20 protein-coding genes and 1 tRNA gene are annotated in these 20781 nt (G+C 30.6%); 7 read left to right on the forward strand and 14 right to left on the reverse strand.

What is annotated here, in order from left to right; translation table 11 throughout:
- The first annotated feature begins 41 nt into the window (after positions 1-41).
- Positions 42-1109 carry an ATP-binding protein gene (locus METIG_RS01460; RefSeq protein WP_048055482.1) on the forward strand — a complete coding sequence of 356 codons (1068 nt, stop codon included), beginning with the start codon at positions 42-44 and terminating at the stop codon, positions 1107-1109.
- Positions 1110-1358: 249 nt separating this feature from the next.
- Here METIG_RS01460 and METIG_RS01465 read toward each other — a convergent pair whose 3' ends face one another.
- A complete protein-coding gene (locus METIG_RS01465) occupies positions 1359-2231 on the reverse strand; it encodes a damage-control phosphatase ARMT1 family protein (RefSeq protein WP_013798465.1) in 873 nt (290 codons plus the stop codon).
- Between the two features lie 167 nt (positions 2232-2398).
- A complete protein-coding gene (locus tag METIG_RS01470) occupies positions 2399-3283 on the reverse strand; it encodes a radical SAM protein (protein WP_013798466.1) in 885 nt (294 codons plus the stop codon).
- Positions 3284-3577: 294 nt separating this feature from the next.
- Between METIG_RS01470 and METIG_RS01475 the strand changes: the two genes are divergently transcribed.
- Positions 3578-4141 (forward strand): MBL fold metallo-hydrolase, encoded by a 564-nt coding sequence (locus tag METIG_RS01475; protein ID WP_013798467.1) that lies wholly within the window; start codon positions 3578-3580, stop codon positions 4139-4141.
- A 119-nt stretch (positions 4142-4260) separates the two neighbouring features.
- Here METIG_RS01475 and aroA read toward each other — a convergent pair whose 3' ends face one another.
- Positions 4261-5538, reverse strand: a complete 1278-nt coding sequence (aroA, locus tag METIG_RS01480; protein ID WP_013798468.1) for a 3-phosphoshikimate 1-carboxyvinyltransferase — start codon at positions 5536-5538, stop codon at positions 4261-4263.
- 155 nt (positions 5539-5693) lie between these two features.
- Here aroA and METIG_RS01485 point away from each other — a divergent pair, with 155 nt between their 5' ends.
- The 3 genes from METIG_RS01485 to artE all read left to right on the forward strand — a co-directional run bounded on the left by METIG_RS01485 (position 5694) and on the right by artE (position 9150).
- On the forward strand, positions 5694-7601 hold the full coding sequence (locus METIG_RS01485; protein WP_013798469.1) for a pentapeptide repeat-containing protein: 1908 nt from the start codon (positions 5694-5696) through the stop codon (positions 7599-7601).
- 83 nt (positions 7602-7684) lie between these two features.
- Positions 7685-8641: a thiamine-phosphate kinase gene (gene thiL / locus METIG_RS01490; RefSeq protein WP_013798470.1), complete on the forward strand. Its 957-nt coding sequence runs from the start codon at positions 7685-7687 to the stop codon at positions 8639-8641.
- The gene (gene artE, locus METIG_RS01495; protein WP_394295225.1) at positions 8635-9150 is read left to right on the forward strand and encodes an archaeosortase family protein ArtE; all 516 of its coding nucleotides are present in this window, start codon (positions 8635-8637) and stop codon (positions 9148-9150) included. Before thiL ends, artE begins: the two co-directional genes overlap by 7 nt.
- On the opposite strand, the gene METIG_RS01500 is transcribed toward artE, so the two are convergent.
- The 6 genes from METIG_RS01500 to METIG_RS01525 all read right to left on the reverse strand — a co-directional run bounded on the left by METIG_RS01500 (position 9147) and on the right by METIG_RS01525 (position 12814).
- Positions 9147-9476: a DUF5400 domain-containing protein gene (locus METIG_RS01500; protein ID WP_013798472.1), complete on the reverse strand. Its 330-nt coding sequence runs from the start codon at positions 9474-9476 to the stop codon at positions 9147-9149. The genes artE and METIG_RS01500 overlap by 4 nt on opposite strands.
- An 80-nt stretch (positions 9477-9556) precedes the next feature.
- Positions 9557-10375: a sulfurtransferase TusA family protein gene (locus tag METIG_RS01505; RefSeq protein ID WP_013798473.1), complete on the reverse strand. Its 819-nt coding sequence runs from the start codon at positions 10373-10375 to the stop codon at positions 9557-9559.
- Positions 10372-10554: a hypothetical protein gene (locus METIG_RS01510; RefSeq protein ID WP_048055483.1), complete on the reverse strand. Its 183-nt coding sequence runs from the start codon at positions 10552-10554 to the stop codon at positions 10372-10374. Before METIG_RS01510 ends, METIG_RS01505 begins: the two co-directional genes overlap by 4 nt.
- A gap of 63 nt (positions 10555-10617) precedes the next feature.
- Entirely contained in the window at positions 10618-10866 is a 249-nt protein-coding gene (locus tag METIG_RS01515; protein ID WP_048055484.1) for an MJ0307 family thioredoxin, read from the reverse strand.
- Positions 10867-10978: 112 nt separating this feature from the next.
- Positions 10979-11914, reverse strand: coding sequence for a transposase (locus METIG_RS01520; protein WP_013798476.1), 936 nt, complete (start codon positions 11912-11914; stop codon positions 10979-10981).
- A 216-nt stretch (positions 11915-12130) separates the two neighbouring features.
- On the reverse strand, positions 12131-12814 hold the full coding sequence (locus tag METIG_RS01525) for a DUF169 domain-containing protein (protein WP_013798477.1): 684 nt from the start codon (positions 12812-12814) through the stop codon (positions 12131-12133).
- A gap of 340 nt (positions 12815-13154) precedes the next feature.
- On the opposite strand from METIG_RS01525, the gene METIG_RS01530 reads away from it, so the two are divergent.
- Complete coding sequence (locus METIG_RS01530; protein WP_013798478.1) at positions 13155-13544, forward strand: HIT family protein; 390 nt, start codon at positions 13155-13157, stop codon at positions 13542-13544.
- A gap of 196 nt (positions 13545-13740) precedes the next feature.
- Here the strand turns inward: METIG_RS01530 and METIG_RS09495 are convergent, their stop codons facing one another.
- The 3 genes from METIG_RS09495 to METIG_RS01540 all read right to left on the reverse strand — a co-directional run bounded on the left by METIG_RS09495 (position 13741) and on the right by METIG_RS01540 (position 15462).
- Positions 13741-13905, reverse strand: a complete 165-nt coding sequence (locus METIG_RS09495; protein WP_013798479.1) for a hypothetical protein — start codon at positions 13903-13905, stop codon at positions 13741-13743.
- A 25-nt stretch (positions 13906-13930) separates the two neighbouring features.
- Entirely contained in the window at positions 13931-15007 is a 1077-nt protein-coding gene (locus tag METIG_RS01535; protein WP_013798480.1) for a permease, read from the reverse strand.
- Positions 15008-15386: 379 nt separating this feature from the next.
- Positions 15387-15462: transfer RNA gene (locus METIG_RS01540), tRNA-Val, on the reverse strand.
- Positions 15463-16030: 568 nt separating this feature from the next.
- Between METIG_RS01540 and METIG_RS01545 the strand changes: the two genes are divergently transcribed.
- Positions 16031-17761 (forward strand): ATP-dependent DNA ligase, encoded by a 1731-nt coding sequence (locus METIG_RS01545; RefSeq protein WP_013798481.1) that lies wholly within the window; start codon positions 16031-16033, stop codon positions 17759-17761.
- A gap of 94 nt (positions 17762-17855) precedes the next feature.
- Here the strand turns inward: METIG_RS01545 and METIG_RS01550 are convergent, their stop codons facing one another.
- Together METIG_RS01550 and METIG_RS01555 are read right to left on the reverse strand one after the other, a co-directional pair.
- Positions 17856-18815: a nucleoside recognition domain-containing protein gene (locus METIG_RS01550; RefSeq protein ID WP_013798482.1), complete on the reverse strand. Its 960-nt coding sequence runs from the start codon at positions 18813-18815 to the stop codon at positions 17856-17858.
- Positions 18816-18917: 102 nt separating this feature from the next.
- On the reverse strand, positions 18918-19718 hold the full coding sequence (locus tag METIG_RS01555) for an adenosylcobinamide amidohydrolase (RefSeq protein ID WP_013798483.1): 801 nt from the start codon (positions 19716-19718) through the stop codon (positions 18918-18920).
- Positions 19719-20781 lie beyond the last annotated feature (1063 nt).

Consider the following 20781-nt stretch of genomic DNA (forward strand, 5'->3'; position numbering starts at 1 on the left):
CAATTTTTTAATTTTATTTCTTCTTTTATATGGTGATTAAAATGAAATTCTTTAATAGGGAAAAAGAAATTAACGAGATATTACATATCTTAAACAAAGAACCAGATGACATTTATTTTATTTATGGTCCATTAAATTCAGGTAAAACAATCCTAATAAATCATATAATCACAAAAAAATTGGACAAAAAATATATTCCTTTTTATATAAATTTTAGAAGGCGGGCTATAATAAATGTCGATAATTTTATTGAATGTTTATTTGAAGTGGATGAGAAATCAAAGATTGATGATTTTAGAGAGTATGCTAAATCATTGGCGGATTTATTAGTTAAGGGTTCTAAAGAATTAAGCAATTACTATTTAGGAATGCCGAAAAATTTTTTTGAGAAGAAAGAAAAATCGGGGGACATTTACCAATATATTGAATATTTATTTGCAGAGCTAAATAAAAAAGGAAAAATACCAATCTTAATTTTTGATGAACTCCAAATGATTAAGGAATTAACCTTAAATGGAAAGAGACCTTTGTTAAAAAGTTTGTTTCAGTTTTTAGTTTCCTTAACAAAAGAACAACATCTATGCCATGTATTTTGTTTAACTTCTGATTCTTTATTTGCTGAATATGTTTATAATACTGGAGAATTGGGAGGGAGAGCAAAATATTTATTAGTGGATGATTTTGATAAAGAAACCGCCTTAAAATTTATGGATTTTATTGCTAAGGAAAATAATATAAAACTTTCTGATGAAGAAAAGGAGTTAGTTTATTCATATGTTGGTGGAAAGGTAAAAGACATAAAATATGTTGTTGAAGAAAGTAAGTTTAAGAATTTAAAAGAAATCTTGGAAATAATATTGAAAGAAGAAAAACAAAAACTAAAATATTTCTTAGAGGATGTTAAAGAAAAAGATGATGAGCTTTATAAAAATATTATAGATGCATTAAAAATATTTAAGGAAAAATATGAGGTTGAAGATATATCAATACCTAAGAAAGTTAGAGAGTTTTTAATTAAAAAGAATATTTTGTTCTTAAATCCTATTGAAGGAACCCTAAAGCCACAGAGTTTTTTAATATGGAATGCTATAAAGAAGGTAATAAAATAGAGAAGTTCAAATGTTTTATGATTTTATCTTTTCAGCAAAACATTATCTCCAACCTTAACACCAATATAGTTGTTTGCCAATTTTTTTAAAAGGACGATAAATCAATTATAAAATTCCAAATAAAGATTAATTACTTTGTATATGATTTAATAAAGTTTTCTTCATTTGTAAGGCAAACAACTATAATTCTCACCGCAACCTTTAAAAAAGGTTGCATCCAAATGGAATAGAATACCGAGAGTATTTTCCCTATTTTTTTAATAAAACATTATCTCCAACATTAACACCAATATTTTCAGCGACTGGCACACATTTTGCTTTTAATATATAGTATATTGGTTTGTTTATTTTATCCTCATACTCTGTCAAGCTTTCATAATTCCCCATTCCTTTGGCAATAATTAAATCAGAACTTTCAAACTCCTTAAGAAACTCCTCTGAACACTCCTCTAAAATAATTCCAATGATATCGCTTCCAGTTGTTATGACTTTTGCTATTTTGTCAATACCAACTAATTTAGCATCCTCTAAGGTAGCATCATTTAAAATTGGTTTTCCTTTAACTGCAACAACCACTTCATCAACGTATTTTTTTATCTCCTCAATCAATATTCTATCAAACACTATTTCCCCAGCATTGTCACAAATGTAAAATACCTTTTTTGATGATTTTAAATCCTTTAATAATTCTTCTGAATAATCAACTTTTAAGTCTCCCTCTATTGTTTCTTTTATTTTTGAAACAATATCTATATCTGTGCTGTATGGCCCAAAATCAATTACATTTCCGGCAATTGTCGCCTTTACTTTTCTCCTCAATCTTTCCAAATCATCATCAACCTCAACATAATCCTTTATTTTTTCCAAATAGTTTAGAGCAATTTTGTTTGCTATTTCCTTCAATCTTTTGTAAGGATCATCATTGCCACTTATCTTCTTTAAGTATCTATGTACATGAGTTCCCATCCATGCTGGGACAGCATCTTCTCCATAAACTTCCCTAATAACTCCCAAACAGTCCTTTACCAGTTTAAACTGCTTCTTTTCGTCGTCTGTTATCTCCCTCGCGGCATCAACCACTTGCCTTGTTATGCAGATAGCACACTCTGGTCTAATCTTCAAAAATATCACCTTAAAATTTTTAAAAATAAAGGTATGGGTGGATAATATCATATTATTTAAATTATTTAAAAAATTTTAACAAAAAAGGGTGCTTATTTACCCACAAACGAGTGTATAGATTTTGATGATATCAATAAACACTTAATTTAAATTTTGATGATTTATAGTTAATGTGAGAAATGCTTTAAATCATATATATCCAAATTTAGCCCTTTTTCTTTTAATATTTTTGCCTCGCTTAACAAGCCAACAGCATCTGCCCTACATTGTTGACATGCCCTAAATTGCTTTATATATTCTTCACATTTATCTTTTACAGTGTTCATCTCCATACATGTTGGTCTTCTTAAGTTTTTCATCTTATACATTGGTATCAATGGGATGATGTTTTGGATATATGCATAGTCCTTTAAGGTTTTTGCTATTTCAACAACATGTTCCAAATTTATCTCTGGAATTAAGACGGTATTTATTTTTATTATTAATCCTTCATCATACGCCTTTTTTATGCCTTTTATTTGATTTTCAATTAATATTTTAGCCCCTTCCTCTCCCCTATAAACTTTCTTGTCATAATAAACCCAATCTACAATGTCCTTTAATATTTTTGGGTCTATTGCATTAACTGTAACTGTAACTGTTTTAACATCCAAATCAGCAAGTTTCTTTGCATATTTTGGAAGCAAGAGCCCATTTGTTGAGAGACATTTTATCAAATCTGGAAACTTGTCGTTTATTATTTCAAATGTTTCAAATGTCTCTTTATTGAATAAACTATCTCCAGGTCCTGCTATACCGACAACTTTTAAGTTGGGAACTTTTTTAATTATTTCTTTTAAATAATCCTCAACATCTTCTGGTTTTAAAACTCCATGAGAAACCCCCGGCCTATGTTCACAACAATCTTCACTTATACTTCTCTTACAGAATCTACATGCAATGTTGCATTTTGGTGCTACTGGCAAATGCACTCTCCCAATCTTATCGTGTAATTTCTCATTGTAACATGGATGAACCTTTGTTATATGTGAAAATTTTGACATTTTGTCCATATTAAACCTCCTCTGCACCATGCTCTAACAAAATTAAAATTAATTTAGGCAACATTGCATATAAATAATTATTGCTACGAGTAACGTCCTATAATTGCCTGCAAAATTCGCATAATAACACATATCCAAATGAAGTTTTTAAAATTAAAAATGCTAAATTTTTTAAATTTTGTGTTGTATGCAATATTTTATTGTAATTACCTTATTGATTGGGCGATACTAAGGTATAAAAATTTAAAACTTATATATAAATCTTTCGGCATAAGGTAATATGCTTCCGTGTGGGGTGATGTTATGATTAAACTTTTGTATGAAGGAGAGCTTGTAAGGGAAAATGGTGTAATAAAGAAAGCATCTTCATCAGTAACACTAATCCAAACAAAAAACCATAATATAATTGTAGATACATCAACAAGGGATAAGAGGGAGTTAATTATTGAAGAGTTAAAAAAACTAAACTTGGAACCTAAAGACATTGATGTTATTATAAATACACACAGACACTACGACCACATAGAAAACAACGACTTATTCAAAAACGCAGTAATATACGCCTCTCCATACGAATGTGAAGGTTGTAGTTTGGGATATGAGTTTGTATCAATTGACGAATTTAAAGATGATGAAATAGAGATAATAGACACTCCAGGGCATACATGGGGAAGTATATCAATAATTTATAAGGACTACGTTATTGTTGGGGATGCTGCTCCATTAAAAAGAAATATCCTCGAAAATATCCCCCCAGGTGTTAGGGTTAGTGAAAAAGTTGCATTGAGAAGTTTGCAAAAGATAAGGAGTTTAAAAAAGCACGTAATAACTGGACATGATGGCATCGTCTATGCAGATGAACTATAATCATTTATGGAATTAACCATTTGTGAATTTTTTGCACTTATTTAAAAATAAAAAATTTTGAAAAGAGATGAATCTTAAACAAAAATAAGTTATATTGTAAATCTTTAAATTATCATAAATTATCTAACTTCAATATTTGCTCCCAAAGATTTCATCACTTCAACGAAATTAGGGAATGATATTCTTACAGCCTCTTCTCCTTCAATTACAGTTTCCCCTTCTGCCTTCATTCCAGCAATGGTGAATGCCATAACTAATCTATGGTCATGGTAGGTGTTTAATTTTGCTCCTTTTAATTTTTTAACGCCCTCAATTACCAACCCGTCTGGTTTTTCTGTTATTTTTGCTCCCATTTTGCTTAATTCCTTTGCACATGCAGATAATCTATCACATTCCTTCAACCTAACATGTTCTCCATTGTAGATTGTGGTCTTTCCTTCTGCAAAGCATCCTAAGACAGCAATTGTTGGAACTAAGTCAGGAATATCCTTAACATCAACATCAATACCATGTAGGTTATACTCTCCTCTAATAATAATCTTATCGTCCTTAACCTTAACATCTGCTCCCATTTCCTTGACAATTTTTATTATTGCTTTATCTCCTTGCTTTGAATCCTTGAATAAGTTATTTATTGTTATGTCTGAGTTAAATAAAACCCCTGCTGCAACAAGATAGGATGCCGATGAGTAGTCACCTTCAACAGTATAATCTATTGCTTTATATTTCTGATTTCCATAAACCAAAAAGCCATCCTCTGTCTCATCAATTTTTATCCCAAATTTGTCCAATACGTCCATTGTGATTTCCAAATATGGTCTTGATTTTAGTGGGGAAGTTAATACTATCTCTGTATCATTTTCATTAAACGGTAAGGTCATCATTAATGAGGTTATGAATTGGGAACTTATATCTCCCCTAATTTTAACAACATCTCCCTTTAATTTTCCTCCTTTAACAATTATTGGGGCGGTTCCGTTTCCCTTTGATGAAAACGCCTCTATGCCAAGTTGTTTTAATGCATCCAATAAAGGTTGCATGGGTCTTCTTCTTATGGAATCATCTCCAGTTAAAATTGCGTATCCTTTTGGAATTTGGGAAGAGATACCAGTTAAAATCCTTAAGGTGGTTCCACTATTTCCAATATCTATTATGTTGTCTGGTGTTTGTGGAGAAGTTCCTTTAACAATCCAGTATTCTTCATTTAATTCAATCTCTGCTCCTAACATTCTGCATCCATGAACAGATGAGAGGCAGTCCGCTCCATTTAGAGGGTTTTTTATTCTTGATGTTCCCTCTGCCAAAGATGCTCCTATAACTGCCCTATGCGTATATGATTTTGACGGTGGAGCATTAACAACTCCTTCAATCCTATCAGTTTTCCTAACAATTAGCATAATCACCACCAATAAAATTAATGAAAAACAAAAAATAAAAAATGTCTCAGTTACCCCAGGTCTCCTCACGAATCAGGAGGGATGACTCTCATCATCGACATTTTTTAAATAAAGGTTTTAGGTATATTAATGTTATTGCAATTGGTGGAGGGATTATGGAAAAGGAAGTTATAACAAACAAGGAGTTTATTGACAAATTTGTTGAATGCTTAAAAAAAGGAAAAAATTTTAAGTTAGAAAATTGTATTATTGAGGGAGATGTTGATATTAGAGATATTTATAATAGAATTAAAGATGATGAAAAATTAAAAAAGCTAATTTCTGAACAAAAAGATAAAGAAAGTGCAATCGTAGATAAAAATGTGATAACTATAAATGCAGGTATAAACCTTAGTTTCCATAACGTTGAATTCAATGGTAACTTTCAAATGTTCAACAACAAAATAGAGACTGTGGAAACAATTAAGAAAATACCTATTAAAATACTATTGGAAGATGTAAATTTTATAGAATCTACATTTAAAGGAAAAGTTGATTTTAGTTGTTCAGAAATTCAGGGAGAAGTTAATATTATAGATTCAACATTTATGGAAGATGTTATTTTTCGGAAATCAACATTTAAAAAGGATGTCTATTTTGAAAAATCTGACACATCTGAAGATAATTTGTCAATATCAAGTAAATTTAAAAATAATTTGGTAATTAAAGGTGAAATTAATTTTACTGACTCAATATTTGAGAAAAATGTTTATTTTATGGGTTTGATAGTATTTAAAAAGAAAGTTAATTTTAATAACTCAACTTTTAAAGGAAATGTGTATTTTGAGAATTTAGTATTTGAAAAAATATTGGATTTTAGTAGTTCAACTTTTAAGGGAAAAATCAATTTTGAAAAATTAGTATTTAAGGAAAATGTTTATTTCAATGGTTCAACGTTTGAAAAAGATGCTAATTTTAGTAGTTCAGTATTTAAGGAATACATTGATTTTAGGGGTTTAACATTTGAAAATGATGTTGCATTCATGGATTTAACATTTGAAAAAGTATGTATTTTCTATGATACGACATTTAAAGGAAAAGTTGATTTTAGTAACACAGTATTCAAAAATACTGTTGCATTTACATCGATATTTAAAGAAAAAACTTTTTTTAGAAATTCCAAATTTAAAAAAGAACTGGTGTTCATTAATACTATATTTGAAGGAGAGCCAATTTTTTTAGAATCTATTATCAATAAAGCAAAATTTTTCAATGCAACCTTTAAATCTCGTGCAGATTTTAGAGAAATTTGTTTTGTGTTGTTATCTTTTGTTGATTGCACATTTGAAGATTTAGCATTATTTAGAAAAGGTAAAATTAAGTTTGAAAAATATAAAAGAAATAATATTAGTTTAGAAAAACCTAATGATCAATGGATGCATACAATAATTAATATAATTAAAGATGAATGCTTAGCAATCTTTCTTAATGTCCAATTTCTAAACAAACACACAAAAATAGAAAACTTCTCATTATCAAAAACATCTTTTTTAAAAACAGATGTTAGAGAAGTAATGCTATTATGCGATATTAAAAAAGAAGAGATTTTAAGCCATAAACTTAATAAAAGAATATACGAAGAAGCATATAATATCCTTAAAAACCACTTAGGTTATAAATCAATCCTTGCAGAATATAGGAATTTAAGAATATCTATTGAAAACAATAGAACTTACGAAGAAGCATCTGATTTATATAAAATGGAAATGGAATTTAAAAAGAAATATTCAAAAAATGATTTTGAAAAAGGGGTTATTTGGTTATATGGTGCAATATCTGACTACGGAGAATCAATATTTTTACCAATATTTTGGTTAGTCTTATTAATATTTACAACACCGTTTGTTTTAACACTTGTTCATTATTTTAATTCTTTTATAAATACCCAAATTCCGAATAGAATTCCAGAATTTTTATTATTGTATGTAGAATACTTAAAATCAGTATTGGGAGCTAAATTCTACACAGGAAACAGCAAATCTTTATTAGAAATAATAATATATTGCCTATATAGTGTTTTTTAATGATTGCAATGGGAAATCTTTACATAGCACTTAGGAGGAAGTTAAGCAGAAAATAATGTTATTCTTTTTCATGGGGTGAATTCATGAATGAACTCGAGATAATAAACCTCATCTCAAAAAACCTAACCTATAAAGGAAATGCTATAAAATCAATTGGAGATGACTGTGCAGTTTTTAAAATAAATAACACCTATTTAGTAATAACAACAGATATGATGTTTAAGTCTACCCATTTTCCAGATATATTAACTCCATTTCAAATAGGTGGGAGATTAATTACTGCAAATGTCTCAGATATTGCGGCAATGTGTGCAAAGCCATTGGGGATTGTGGTCTCTATTGGAATTAGTAAAGAATATGCAAACAAAAAATTTATAGATGAGTTGTCAAAAGGATTAAACTTCATGGCAGAAAAATACAAATGCCCCGTAGTTGGGGGAGATACAAACAAATCAAATGAACTAACCTTATGCGGGACTGCATTTGGTTTAACAGATAACCCAATATATAGAAGGGCAGAGGTTGGAGATGACATATGCATAACTAATGATTTAGGGAGAGTATTTTGTGCATTGAAGATGATTGAGATGAGAGATAATGGTATAATAAATAAAAATCAATTTAACAAACTTATGGAAAAATATCCAAATATAATGAAAAAACTCTGTGAACCAGAGGCGAGGGTGGAAGAGGGTATTTTAATGAATGAATTGGTAAATTCTTGTTGTGACATTTCCGATGGATTGGCAAAGGATTTGTTTTATATTGGAGGATTTGAAATATACTCAGAGGATTTATTAAAAGCAGTTCCAGAGGATGTTTTAGAATTTTGTGAGGAATTCAATATAAACCCAATAGAGGCAGTGTTAAATAGTGGGGAAGAGTTTGAGCTATTATTTACAACAAAGAAATACTTGAAAGTAAAGGAGATATTAAAAAAAACAGACACAAAGGTTATTAAGATTGGAAAGGTTATTGAAGATGGAAAGTATTTAGATGGCAATATTTTTAAGTTTGGTGGTTACATACATAGGTGGTAAATTTGGACAAGTGGATAAGGACAATTTTGAAGTTTTTCATCTTAACACCTATTGTATATGTTATTATGAAACCCCTTGAAGATTTTTTGATAAAGTATGTTGCCTTTCATAGCTATTTGATTTTGAAAATGTTTGAGCCGTGTTATTTGGAGGATAGTGTAATCCATTTAAGTAATTTGTCGATTGAAATTATTGGCGTATGCACAGGAGTTACTCTAATGGCAATATACATTTCATTGGTTGTCGTTACCGCAAAAAACTTTAAAGAATTTTTTATAGGTTCTTTAGTAGGTTTATTTTTAATTTATCTTGGAAATGTCCTTAGAATATGTTTAATTGCCTTTATTGGGACTCATGAAAGTTATAACATTCAAACAATACACGACATAATTAGTTATATAGACGTTCCAATAACTGTATTTGCTTCAATACTTTGGTTAAAAATACAAAATTTAATGGATAAAAGCAACAAAATATCAAAAAAAATAAAAAAGATAAAAGAAGATTAGATAAATAGATTTCCAATTGCAAGAATAAACAACATTCCCATCAACGCCAAATGGGATGAATAGATTCCCGTATTTTGGAATTGGGTTTTTAAGATATTACATATTGTCCCACAGATTGTAATTGGAGCAATTATTTGAAATGCAATTGCTGAATAGAATACAATGTTATTATCTACAAATAATGATGCCAATGTCAATATAAATGCAATTATCAAAGATGCAAAGTGAGGCATCAACCTCATCCCTGTCATCCTAAATGTAGCAAATCCTGATAACATAGCACCAAATATAACTGATAAAGATACAAGCATTATAACTTCATTCATAGTTCATCACCTTTTTTGTACAAAGTTATGATTATAATCCTCCAAGATAAAATTAAAGAGAAGTACTACTTAATCCTAAGTTATAACCAGACTGGCCTTACATTAGGTTTTGATAAGTAGTTTAAGAATGTTGGAGCTCCTGCAATTTCAAATCCATCTTCAAGATTCTTCTCATTGATTCCTCTAAACTTAGCACTCAATTCACAAACATAAACTTTTATTCCATTCTTTATTGCCATTCTCACTAAGTCCCCCAATTTTGGGAAATCAGGATGTTTAACTTTATCACACTCTCCCTTCAATGCCAAACTTGCGCCATCCATCATTAAGAAGATTGTTGGCTTTAAGTTCATTTTTTTAGCAATGTCTGCCATCATGAATGTAGCATAGGCCTTTTCTGCATTCCCTGTTCCAGTTGTGTTTATGATGAACAATTCATCAATAGTCACTGATGCAACTGCTTCTGCTTTTTTCTCTCCTTTTTTAATCAATATTCTATAATTCCCATCTCCAAGTTCCTCAACAGATAAAACCTCGTGTCCAGCCCCTTTCAATCCCTCTGTTAAATCAGTTAAGGCATTTTTCCCAGCAATTATCTCCAATACTTCCCCAACGTTCATCTTATCCAACATGTCTGAAACCATCATAATTGGGCCTGGACATGTAGCTCCTACGACATTTATTGTTTTGTCTGCCTTTATTTCCCCGACCATAATTTTCACCACGTTTCCATCTGTTTCCATTTTATAGCCAATCTTTTTCATTAAATTTTCAATATCTTTGATTTGTTCTTCTCCATCTGTCTCAATAACTAAAATTCCGTCCTTCATTTTTTCTAAAACTCTATCAACTAACAAAGATGGACTTCTTAGCCCTTTAACTGATATTTCCCTTATCATTCTACCACCCTTTTTAGAATTTCACAGTTCGGATAGGAAATTTTTTTAATTTCAAAATCTTCCTTCAGCAATTCAATTTCGGTTTTTAAATCCCTCCCCCCACAGAACTCACAGATAACATGAATATTGTCCCCATTTTCTGAAAATTTAGAATGCTTACAAATGATTTTTAATTCCATTTTTATCACATATGTGCCATATTCATACACAACTATCTATAAAAATATTTTTAATGGCTAAATTTACATTCTTTTTTTAATTTCCTCTATTAATGCCTCTTTTGTAGGAGCACCGATGAACGTAACTTCTCCATCAATAACAATTGTTGGCACTGCCATTATACCATATTTAGCCGCTCTCTCAGGTTCTTTCATGACATCGACATGTTCCACTTCAATCCCACTAACTTCTTTTGCTACTTCTTCAACGACTCTCTTTGCCGCTGGACAATGTGGACACATTGGTGATGTAAATACTTCTACTTTAACCATAATAACACCCATCTAAATTTTTTTATATGGTTATTTTTGGATAGTTTCACTATTTATAATTTTTTATTTTTATGAGGTTGTCGAAAAATTATTTCATCAATGAATTTAAATATTACTCTCTAATACTAATAACTCTCATTAGTGTTAAAATATTATGAACGATTGCTACTGCTAAAGTAGCTCTACATCTACTTTCAGGTAGTTTTTCATTTAGAGTTAATCTAAATTTAGTTTTTAGCCCTCCAAATATCGCTTCTATTACCCCTCTAATTTTATACAGTTTCTTATCAAACAATTTTTTAACTTTCTTTCTGATTTTAGAAATACCGTAATCCCATTTAAACTCTTTTGTTTTAACTATTGGAATGAGGTCTATGGATAACAACTCTCTAAGTAAATCTTCATCATCGTAACCACCATCCAACAATATTATCGCACCTTTCACAAAATCTAAAGATTTTATCATTTTTAGTAAGTTTTTACTGTCTGAACTATATCCATTATCCCATTTTACCATAACAATCGAAATTAATCCATAATCTTTATAATAGCAAGCTAATACGTGCATTTTGTCAAAAACCCGATACTTTACCTTTTTTATTTCATTATTCACAACTCTGATTCTTTCACAATACACTCTTAATAAATGGACTCCAGTGGAATCAGCTATGTAAATTATAACCGATGATTTTAACGAATTAGCAATAATTAAGTGTAATCCAACGATTATTTTAGTTAAATCGCTTATTTTAATCCTCTGAAAAGCTTTTCCGTATGTGGAGCTATCTATATGCTTTTTATGTAAATAATCGGAAAGAGTTTCTAAATCTCTTAAACTAATTCTAAAAATGTGTTTTATTATTAGAGTAGCTATATATTCATTGTAACTTATAGCTAAAGGCCTTCCTACTTTGCGTTTTTCTTTATATGGAAGTAAAATATTTATAATAAATGAAACAAAATCATAAGTGTACTTAATATTGAATATCTTAAACCTCTTATCGTAGGCTTTCCAGTATCCTTTTCTTTTGGTTTTTCTGCCGCTCATAATTATTATTACTATTATTTATAGTATTCGTATTTTTCGACAACCTCTATTTTTATTCAAAAGGTAAATTGAGTATAGCTTGCGGAATTTTCTCATTATGTTTGAACATAAAAAATTTTTGAAGAAAGATGAATCGTTTGTGAAATTCCAAATAAATCATAATTCATCTTTTAATTTTATTGAAGACTATGACCACTCATAACGCAAACAAAAACTTTACCCCCAGACATTTTTGAAGTGTTCTAATGCCTCAATCACATTATCTAAGTCATCTGCTGGGAATGCAAAGATAACTTCTTTATCTGCGATTCCTGCATATTTTCTTGAACCGTTGCATCCAAATGTAGCGTTTGCAACTCCTCTAACTTTAACCGCTGCAACTGCATCAGCACACAATGACTGAATTCCAGAGAAATCTGCTTGGAATCTTCCTCCATTCTTGTATAATAACGCCTGTGCCAATCTTAAACCTTGCTTTGGTGTGCAGATAACAACTATTGAATCAGGAGTGAAGTCAGCTTCTTCCAATGGTGCATAAACGCTTGCATATATTTCTTCTTTGACCCTTGGAATTGCTTCAACTGTTCTTACTGCCCCCTCCTCTGTAGCAAAGTTTCCTAATTTGTGGTATAATTTCCCAGTTTTCAATGGTTCCGGAGCATCTTGAACAACGCCAATTGCATAAGCCCCTCCCTTACAGGAATGCTTTTCTTTTGGAGCGTAGAACTTTTTCCCTTCTTTTCTTGCAATTTGTATCATTTCACAGTGTCTCTTCTCTTCCCCAAGTTCTTCATATCCTGCTGGAATTTCATCTTTTGTTTTTGCTAATTTTACAGCAACTGCTGAACCTTCTAAACCTAAAAGTTCTTTTAATTTTGCACCTTTTTCTTTTATACTCATATTACCACCTCAGTAGTTATTGGATGTGTATAATTTCTACACAATTATATTACATATCGGATATATAAATGTTTCGGTTTGTGTTCAGACCATACACAACCATAGGTTATTGTGTCCAGAGTTTGTATTTAATATCATTTCTGAAAAATCAAGATAAATAATATAGTGACCCCCCATTTTGTAATTACTTAATAGTCAAAAATTTTTATGTTAATAATTCCAATTAAAATATTGTTTGTATATGTTTATATAGGTTACTATTAACAGTTTTAAGTTAAGAATTTAAATTTTAGAGTTCATAATTTAAAACATAAAAAACATAAAAAAATTAGGTGATATCATGTGTATATTTTGCAAAATAGTGAATAAAGAAATCCCTGCAAAGATTGTTTATGAGGATGAGGATACTATGGCGTTCTTAGATATAAATCCAAGAAATAAGGGGCATACATTGGTAATTCCAAAAAAGCATTATGAAACTCTTGATGAGATGCCAGATGAAGAGTTAGCAAAGTTGATGAAAGCTGTCAAAAAAGTTGTTGAAATTTTAAAACCATTGAACTTTGATGGATACAACATAATAAACAATAACAAACCTGCTGCTGGTCAAGAAGTTCCACATGTGCACTTCCACATCATCCCAAGATACCAAAATGATGGAGATGTTGTTAAGTTTGGGGAAGTTAAAAAGATAGATTTGGATGAAGTTGAAAAAATAATAAAACAATGAAAAAATGAAAAAATTAGCAAAATATAGTTGTATGCGTTAGAGTTTGGAAATATGCTGCTGATGAATTTTTAATGACTGTAAGCCATTTCAAATTATAACGGCAAAACTCCTGGGTTTTGCCACATATAATTCCGCACACAACTATAAATAAAGGATTATAGAAAATCCAAAAATAGGAGAATTTATAGAAGAATATTTATTTTCTTCTCCTACCTCTTTTTGCATTTATATCAAATGTCATTTCAGTGTTGCAGTTTTCACATTTTGGTATTGGGATTTGGGATGCCATGCATGGGCAGACATCTAATTTAAGCGTCACTCTTCTTTTGCAATTTGGACATATTAAATTCCATACAATCATAGCATCACCTTTTTTAGAGTATTTTTTAGAGTATTAGGCCTGCAATTAAACCTGCAATAGTTGAGAATATAACAACAAGTCCCAAGTAAGTTAATGCCTTTTTAACCCCCAAGATTCTTGAGATTGTGAGGACTGTAGGAATGCTTAAACTTGGACCTGCTAAAAGGAGAGCCATTGCAGGCCCAACACCCATACCCAATTCCATCAATGATTTTATGATTGGCACTTCGGTTAAAGTAGCGAAATACATCAAAGCCCCTATTAATGATGCCACAAAGTTTGCCATTATTGAATTTCCACCAACATACTGCCCAATTAATTCAGGTGGTATAACTGCCTTCAAAATTCCCGCTATTGCTATACCAATCAACAACAACGGCACAACCATCCTTGTGAGAATGAAGGTTTCTCTTAACCATGCCTTTATCTCATCTGTTTTGAACCATTTTTTTACAACTACTACAAGAACTACTGCAAAGATAATTGTTAATAAATGCTTAACCAAAAATCCACCATACAATGGAACACTTAAAATTGGCACTAACTTAGGTGAAGCGGTAATTATCAGAAGCATTGCAAGTTGTATTAGGAAGAAAATTGCAGTTTGATATCCAGGTCTTGTTGATATGCTATTTGCTTTTCCTATTCTAAACCTTCTTTTATTTTCATGGGATTTGAATATGAGCTCCATTGATAGGCCTATCAGTATAGACAACAATATCGCAAACACAGCCCTTGTAAATCCAATCCCCCAGCCAAGCAATGCTGCTGAGTAGAATATCGCAAGGACATTTATTGCAGGCCCAGAAAACAAAAAGGTTGTTGCTGGACCAATTCCTGCCCCTCTTTTGTATATCCCAGCGAATAAAGGCAAGATGGTGCATGAACACACTGCAAGTAAGCATCCACTTACAGATGCAACCAAGTAGGATATGTGCTTTGGTGTATCTGGGCCGAAGTATTTTATTATGAAGTTTTTGTTTATCATTGATGCTATTCCACCCGCCATAAAGAAGGCAATTGTAAGTGCTATAACCCTGTTTAAATTCAAATAATCAATTAAAGTTTGTATCGCCACATTTAGCAAATATATCGCATCCACACAACCACCTTTTTTAAATTTTATGTGTCTATATATAGTCGTGTGCGTTAGAAATTGGAATATGCTGTTGGTAAATTTTTAACGATTGTAGAATTATTTCAAATTTTAAGGAAGAATAAAGATTATCTGAAAATTCATTGGCATATAAATAAGTTTAAAAATTAATGGCAAAACTATGTTTTGCCGTATATTAATTCCGCACACGACTATATTCCCTACTTATATTTATAATTTTCGATATATCGATTAATTTCAATATTTTTCAAAAATATTTAAATATTCAAATATATAAATAAAACCTTTAAATAAAGATAAACGAAACTTTTAGAACAAGTTCACAAAAATCTAAATATATAAATATAAATTCCTAAAATAAAAATGGTGGGCCCGGGGGGATTCGAACCCCCGACCTTCGCCTTGTGAGGGCGACGTCATAGCCACTAGACCACGGGCCCACATATAGTCGTTGTGAATTTTTGCACTTATGGACATAAATAAAATTTAGCGTATAAACAATTTGTTGATAATCATTACTGAAATTTTAGGAATATTTTATGTTATTTATAGTCGTGTGCGTTAGAAAGGTTTTTTGGCAAAACTGAAAGTTTTGCCGTATGTCTTTTGGCAAAATCCAAGGGATTTTGCCGTATAATTTGGAAATATACTATTGATAAATTCTTAAAGATTTGTCCCTTATTTCAATTTTTTGGCAAAACCTTTTGGGTTTTGCCGTATATTTTAAGGAAGGATAAAGATTATTTAAAAATTCATTAATGCGTAAATACGTTTAAGAATCCACTGCAATCTTCGGTTGCAGGGAAGTTGAATAATCGTAGGTTATTCAACTATTCCGCACACGACTATAATTGCTGGGTAACTGTATAAATACTACAACCAACAAAATAACTTCAAAACAATAATAAACAAAAATTAGATTTTTAAGTTTTTCGGTGCAACATCCAAAAACAAAGGTAATAATAGTATTCAGTTCCAACTAAAATTTAACATCCTCTGGTGAAAATTATGTTATGGAAGGATGTCTGTGAGATATATAACAAAATAGAAAACACTACAAAAAGATTGGAGAAAAGGGACTATTTTATAAAATTAATTGACAAAGTTAAACATAGTGGAAAACCTAAAGATTTAAAGAAAATTTGTTATTTAACAATTGGAAGGGTTTTTCCAGAATATGATGAGAGAGAACTGGGAATAGGTTCAAAGTTATTAATTGGTGCTATAGTATCAACTGGTATAAAGGAGAAGGAATTATTGGAAAAAATAAAAGAAACTGGAGATATTGGTTTGGCAATAGAGAAATTGAAGTCAAGCATAAAGCAAGTATCTTTATTTACCAAGCCCCTCGAAGTTGATGAGGTTTATGAAACACTGAGAAAAGTTGCTGAAATTGAGGGGGAACAATCCCAAAAGAAGAAACTTAGACATATATCAAGTTTATTTTTGAGGGCGAGCCCTATTGAGAGTAGATATTTGGCAAGGGTAATTTTGGAGGATATGAGAATTGGAATGAACATTCCAACAATTATTGAGGCATTATCGCTCTATTTCAATGTTCCAAAAGAAAAATTAGAGAGAATTTACGCAGTAACAAATGACATTGGATTGTTGGCAGAGAAGTTAATGGAAGAGGATTTGGATAGTGAAGAGTTGAAACTAAGGGTATTTAGACCTATAAAGCCAATGTTAGCTCAATTAGTGCCATCAATAAAGGATGCAATAAATGAGATGAAGATGCCCCAATTTGAGACAAAGTATGATGGTGCAAGGGTGCAAATCCACAAAAAAGATGGAAAAGTTAAGATTTACAGTAGGAGGTTAGAAGATGTTACAAACGCTATCCCAGAAATAAGAGAGGCAATTGAAAAATTGGAAGCAGATAACTTTATAATTGAAGGGGAGTGTGTAGCAATTGATACATCAACTGGAAAACCAAGACCTTTCCAAGATATTTTAAGGAGGTTTAGGAGAAAGTATGATATTGATAAAATGATGAAGGAAATAAACTTGAGGGTTTATCTTTTTGATGTTTTATATTATAAGGGTAGAGAATTTATTGATTTGCCTCTAAGTGAAAGGAGGAAAACATTAGAAGAAATTTTAGGCATAGAGAATGATTGGAGAAAAGATAGAGAAAAGATTGAAAGAGAACTCAAATCCAAAAAAATCATCGATATATCATACAAATTGATAACTGATGACGTTGAGGAGGCAGAGGAATTTTATAAGTGGAGTTTAGGTATTGGTCATGAGGGTGTGATGATTAAGAATTTAGATGCCATCTACACTCCTGGGAGTAGGGTAAGGACGATGTATAAATTTAAACCTACATTAGAGAATCTTGATGTTGTAATAACAAAGGCAAAGAGGGGAATGGGTAAAAGAAAGGATTGGTTTGGTTCTTATGAAATATCTGTTAGGGATGAGGAGGGGAATTTATATTCAATTGGGCATGTTGGGACTGGTTTAACGGAGGACGATCTGGAGAGATTAACGAAGATGATCAACGAAATAATTATTGAGGATTTAGGAGAGGAGGTTGTCGTTGAGCCAAAGATTGTTGTTGAAGTTGCTTATGAGGAGATTCAAAAATCAGATAAGTATCCCTGTGGTTATGCTTTAAGATTCCCAAGAATCGTTAGGTTTAGAGAAGATAAATCTGTAAATGATATAAACACATTAGATGACGTCAAGAGAATTTATGAAATTCAACATAAAGCCGTTGAGACTGTTTAATTTTTCATAAATATTTCCAAATTTTTTATTATTTAGTGTTAATGTTAAATGTGGTAAATATAAATTCAAAAAATTGAGTAGGAGTAAGTAGTATTTAGTTATGAAATAGTAGCAACCATATTATTATCAAAATGTCCAATAATAAAGTTATTGCCGCATTAATAATGACTATCTTAGTCCCTAATTTAGCTCCAAACAAAGAAACATGTAAAGGTAGGGAGTGTTTAGCATATCTACTTGAAAGGGTTATAACATTTCCAATAATTAGACCAATCAAAACTTCTTTTGAACTCAAAATTCCCTCATTTAAAAATCCACCAGCCATAACTATTGCTGCATGGACATTCATAATCTCAGTTAACGCTAAAATTCCAACATTAGGATTCAGATGCAAAAAATTCGTTATTGGCTCAACGAATCTCTTAACATAATCAAAAAACCCAATTTTTGATAAATAGACAACCAATGTCATCATAAAGAACATTACCGGAATCAACCTCTTAGCAAACCTCAAAGTGCTTTTAAACGACTTCTTTACATTTTCTTTTTTGTCCATTTTACCGATATTTGGCATCTCAAAATTACAATCTTTTGATATAATGGACAAATACAAAAACCCAATTATTGTTTTTGTGAATGCAACTCCTAACCTAATCAAAACAAACAAAACTCCAGTAATACCCAAAATTGGAATAACAACAGGAATAAAAAACGTGAATGTATGTGATAGCACAGATGGGAAAGAGTTTGCTAATGATGTTCCAATAATCTCTTTTTCATTTATTTTATTTTCTTTTAACCCCTCCGCTAAAATTGAATATCCAACAGTAGGACTAAAAAAGCATGCTAAGATTGAAGATATTGAAAGAGGGTTTATTTTCAATCTTTTTAGAATTGGAGATAATAAATCACTAACTTTTTTCATAATGCCAGTGTTCATGATATAATTAACAATAAACATGGTTATTAAAACAATAATGGATATTTTTACTGTGTAGAGTGTAGATATTTTTAAGGTGTTTATTAAAGCATTGAGATAAAACTCCAAATCCATAACATCACCAAAGTGTTTTTATAATTTTGGCAAAATCCCTTAGATTTTGCCGTATAGATTAATGGCAAAACCCAAAGGGTTTTGCTGTATAATAATCTTCATTTACTTTTTTATTCCATCCTGCTTAATTAATGCCTCTATTACACTCCTCTTTACAGCTTTAGCTATCATCTCTCCCATCTTTGTATGCCCTCCAGTATAATCAACTCCCCTACCAAAACCTTTGACAACCACAACATTATCTGTTCCAGTTCCAGTAGCTAAAAGCTCTGGATGTTTTGTGCTTCTTATATTTAGCTCTTGGAAGGCATTTGTTTTTGCTTCAGTTATTGTTATTATTGCTCTTACCATTGCCCCATCTGTTAGATTTGCATTGGTTATTAAAATTATATTAACTGTCCCTACCTTTTCTTTTGGTATTAGCTTTCCATCAACTATTTTGTATGTTTTAAAATCTTTCTCTATATAATCAGCTTCCTCATCCCCCAACCTTATTGCATTATATTTAGCTCCAGCGGTTGTAAAAGCAATAACATAAAATTCATCAAACTCTTCTTTTGCAACTGCTAAGTTATCCATATTTGCTCCAGTTGATAGTAATGCAATATCTTCTTTTTTTATTCCAATTTCATTTAAAACATGGCTCTCATAATCTTTATAATTATGAACTTTATCCCAAAATGGAACTGGAACTGAATGATTTCCAACATATTTAACTTCCTTAAATCCTTCTCTTGTTGATAAAACCCTCCTTTTATTTTCAAACTCAATTATTAATGTTTTTGTTTTTTCAGCATCATTTTCAATTTCAACTGTATGGGAAATTTTATATGCCCTCCAATCATCCATATCTAAAACTTTCTCTTTCACAATTTTCACCTTAATAGTTTCTTTTCTACGCATAAATCCAAATTTTTTATGGCATTAATCCTCTTTAAATATTTTTTTAAAATTATTAAAGTTGATTTTTCCTTTGCCAATGCATAAAACTCCCCATTGTTATCGTATATATGGATGTGGGTTATAGTCGTGTGCGTTAGAAGGGTTTTTTGGCAAAACTGAAAGTTTTGCCGTATGTCTTTTGGCAAAATCCAAGGGATTTTGCCGTATATCTTTTGGCAAAAACCCTTTGGGTTTTGCCGTATAATTTGGAAATATGCTATTGATAAATTCTTAAAGATTTATGCCTTATTTCAAATTTTAAGGAAGAATTATTGCCATTCAAAATTCATTAATGCATATATAAGTTTAAAAATCCACTGCAACCTTCGGTTGCAGGGAAGTTGAATAATCGTAGATTATTCAACTATTCCGCACACTACTATATTTTATCAGAGATTTTAAAAAATCTAAGGCCGTAGTTGCTATTAAACATATAAATAATTAAGTTATCTCAAAATTCTTTAAATGTTATGGGTTTTGTGTTTTTTAATTGCTTTACAATGATTAAGAAGGTGATGAAGTTAATTCATACATATAAATATTTAAATATGAAGTAAAGGTTAAAATATTATTGCTTAATGTTATTCTTTATAACTTTATTATTAACAAGAAAAAGATGAAAAAAAATCAGTTAATAATATTTAAATACGTGATGGGCATTAGGGTTAACTCTAAAGTAGTAAAAGGACTATTTTTAGATTTTTGATTTATCTTGTCCTTTACTATAATCATTATTTGAACATTGATATGGATAAGTTTAAAAGTTTTCTTTTTTAGTAGGAAGTAACCTTCCGTTTACCGAAAAGTTTATATATTATATTTACACAATTACAAAACCAGACCCAGATAGATATAGAGGGTGACATTATGACGAGAGCCGCAGTGTTTCTTATATTTGCTATTGTTGTGCTCTCAAGGTGTACAAGTAACCAACCAACAACAAAATAATAAATTGCAAGAAGGTTAATATTTGATAATAATTAAAAAGATCATATTAAGGCGTTAGTAATACTTAATTGTGAAT

This window comes from Methanotorris igneus Kol 5, from assembly GCF_000214415.1.
Taxonomy (GTDB): domain Archaea; phylum AGJL01; class Methanococci; order Methanococcales; family Methanococcaceae; genus Methanotorris; species Methanotorris igneus.

Bases quoted from the DNA above. Each gene is read 5' to 3' on its own strand.
- METIG_RS01485 (WP_013798469.1), top strand. From the start codon at position 5,694: ATGGAAAAGGAAGTTATAACAAACAAGGAGTTTATTGACAAATTTGTT.
- METIG_RS09495 (WP_013798479.1), bottom strand. From the start codon at position 13,905: ATGATTGTATGGAATTTAATATGTCCAAATTGCAAAAGAAGAGTGACG.
- METIG_RS01475 (WP_013798467.1), top strand. From the start codon at position 3,578: ATGATTAAACTTTTGTATGAAGGAGAGCTTGTAAGGGAAAATGGTGTA.
- METIG_RS01470 (WP_013798466.1), bottom strand. From the start codon at position 3,283: ATGGACAAAATGTCAAAATTTTCACATATAACAAAGGTTCATCCATGT.
- METIG_RS01500 (WP_013798472.1), bottom strand. From the start codon at position 9,476: ATGAATGAAGTTATAATGCTTGTATCTTTATCAGTTATATTTGGTGCT.
- METIG_RS01530 (WP_013798478.1), top strand. From the start codon at position 13,155: ATGTGTATATTTTGCAAAATAGTGAATAAAGAAATCCCTGCAAAGATT.
- METIG_RS01520 (WP_013798476.1), bottom strand. From the start codon at position 11,914: ATGAGCGGCAGAAAAACCAAAAGAAAAGGATACTGGAAAGCCTACGAT.
- METIG_RS01550 (WP_013798482.1), bottom strand. From the start codon at position 18,815: ATGGATTTGGAGTTTTATCTCAATGCTTTAATAAACACCTTAAAAATA.
- METIG_RS01505 (WP_013798473.1), bottom strand. From the start codon at position 10,375: ATGATAAGGGAAATATCAGTTAAAGGGCTAAGAAGTCCATCTTTGTTA.
- aroA (WP_013798468.1), bottom strand. From the start codon at position 5,538: ATGCTAATTGTTAGGAAAACTGATAGGATTGAAGGAGTTGTTAATGCT.
- thiL (WP_013798470.1), top strand. From the start codon at position 7,685: ATGAATGAACTCGAGATAATAAACCTCATCTCAAAAAACCTAACCTAT.
- METIG_RS01515 (WP_048055484.1), bottom strand. From the start codon at position 10,866: ATGGTTAAAGTAGAAGTATTTACATCACCAATGTGTCCACATTGTCCA.
- METIG_RS01545 (WP_013798481.1), top strand. From the start codon at position 16,031: ATGTTATGGAAGGATGTCTGTGAGATATATAACAAAATAGAAAACACT.
- METIG_RS01525 (WP_013798477.1), bottom strand. From the start codon at position 12,814: ATGAGTATAAAAGAAAAAGGTGCAAAATTAAAAGAACTTTTAGGTTTA.
- METIG_RS01460 (WP_048055482.1), top strand. From the start codon at position 42: ATGAAATTCTTTAATAGGGAAAAAGAAATTAACGAGATATTACATATC.
- METIG_RS01555 (WP_013798483.1), bottom strand. From the start codon at position 19,718: ATGCGTAGAAAAGAAACTATTAAGGTGAAAATTGTGAAAGAGAAAGTT.
- METIG_RS01510 (WP_048055483.1), bottom strand. From the start codon at position 10,554: ATGGAATTAAAAATCATTTGTAAGCATTCTAAATTTTCAGAAAATGGG.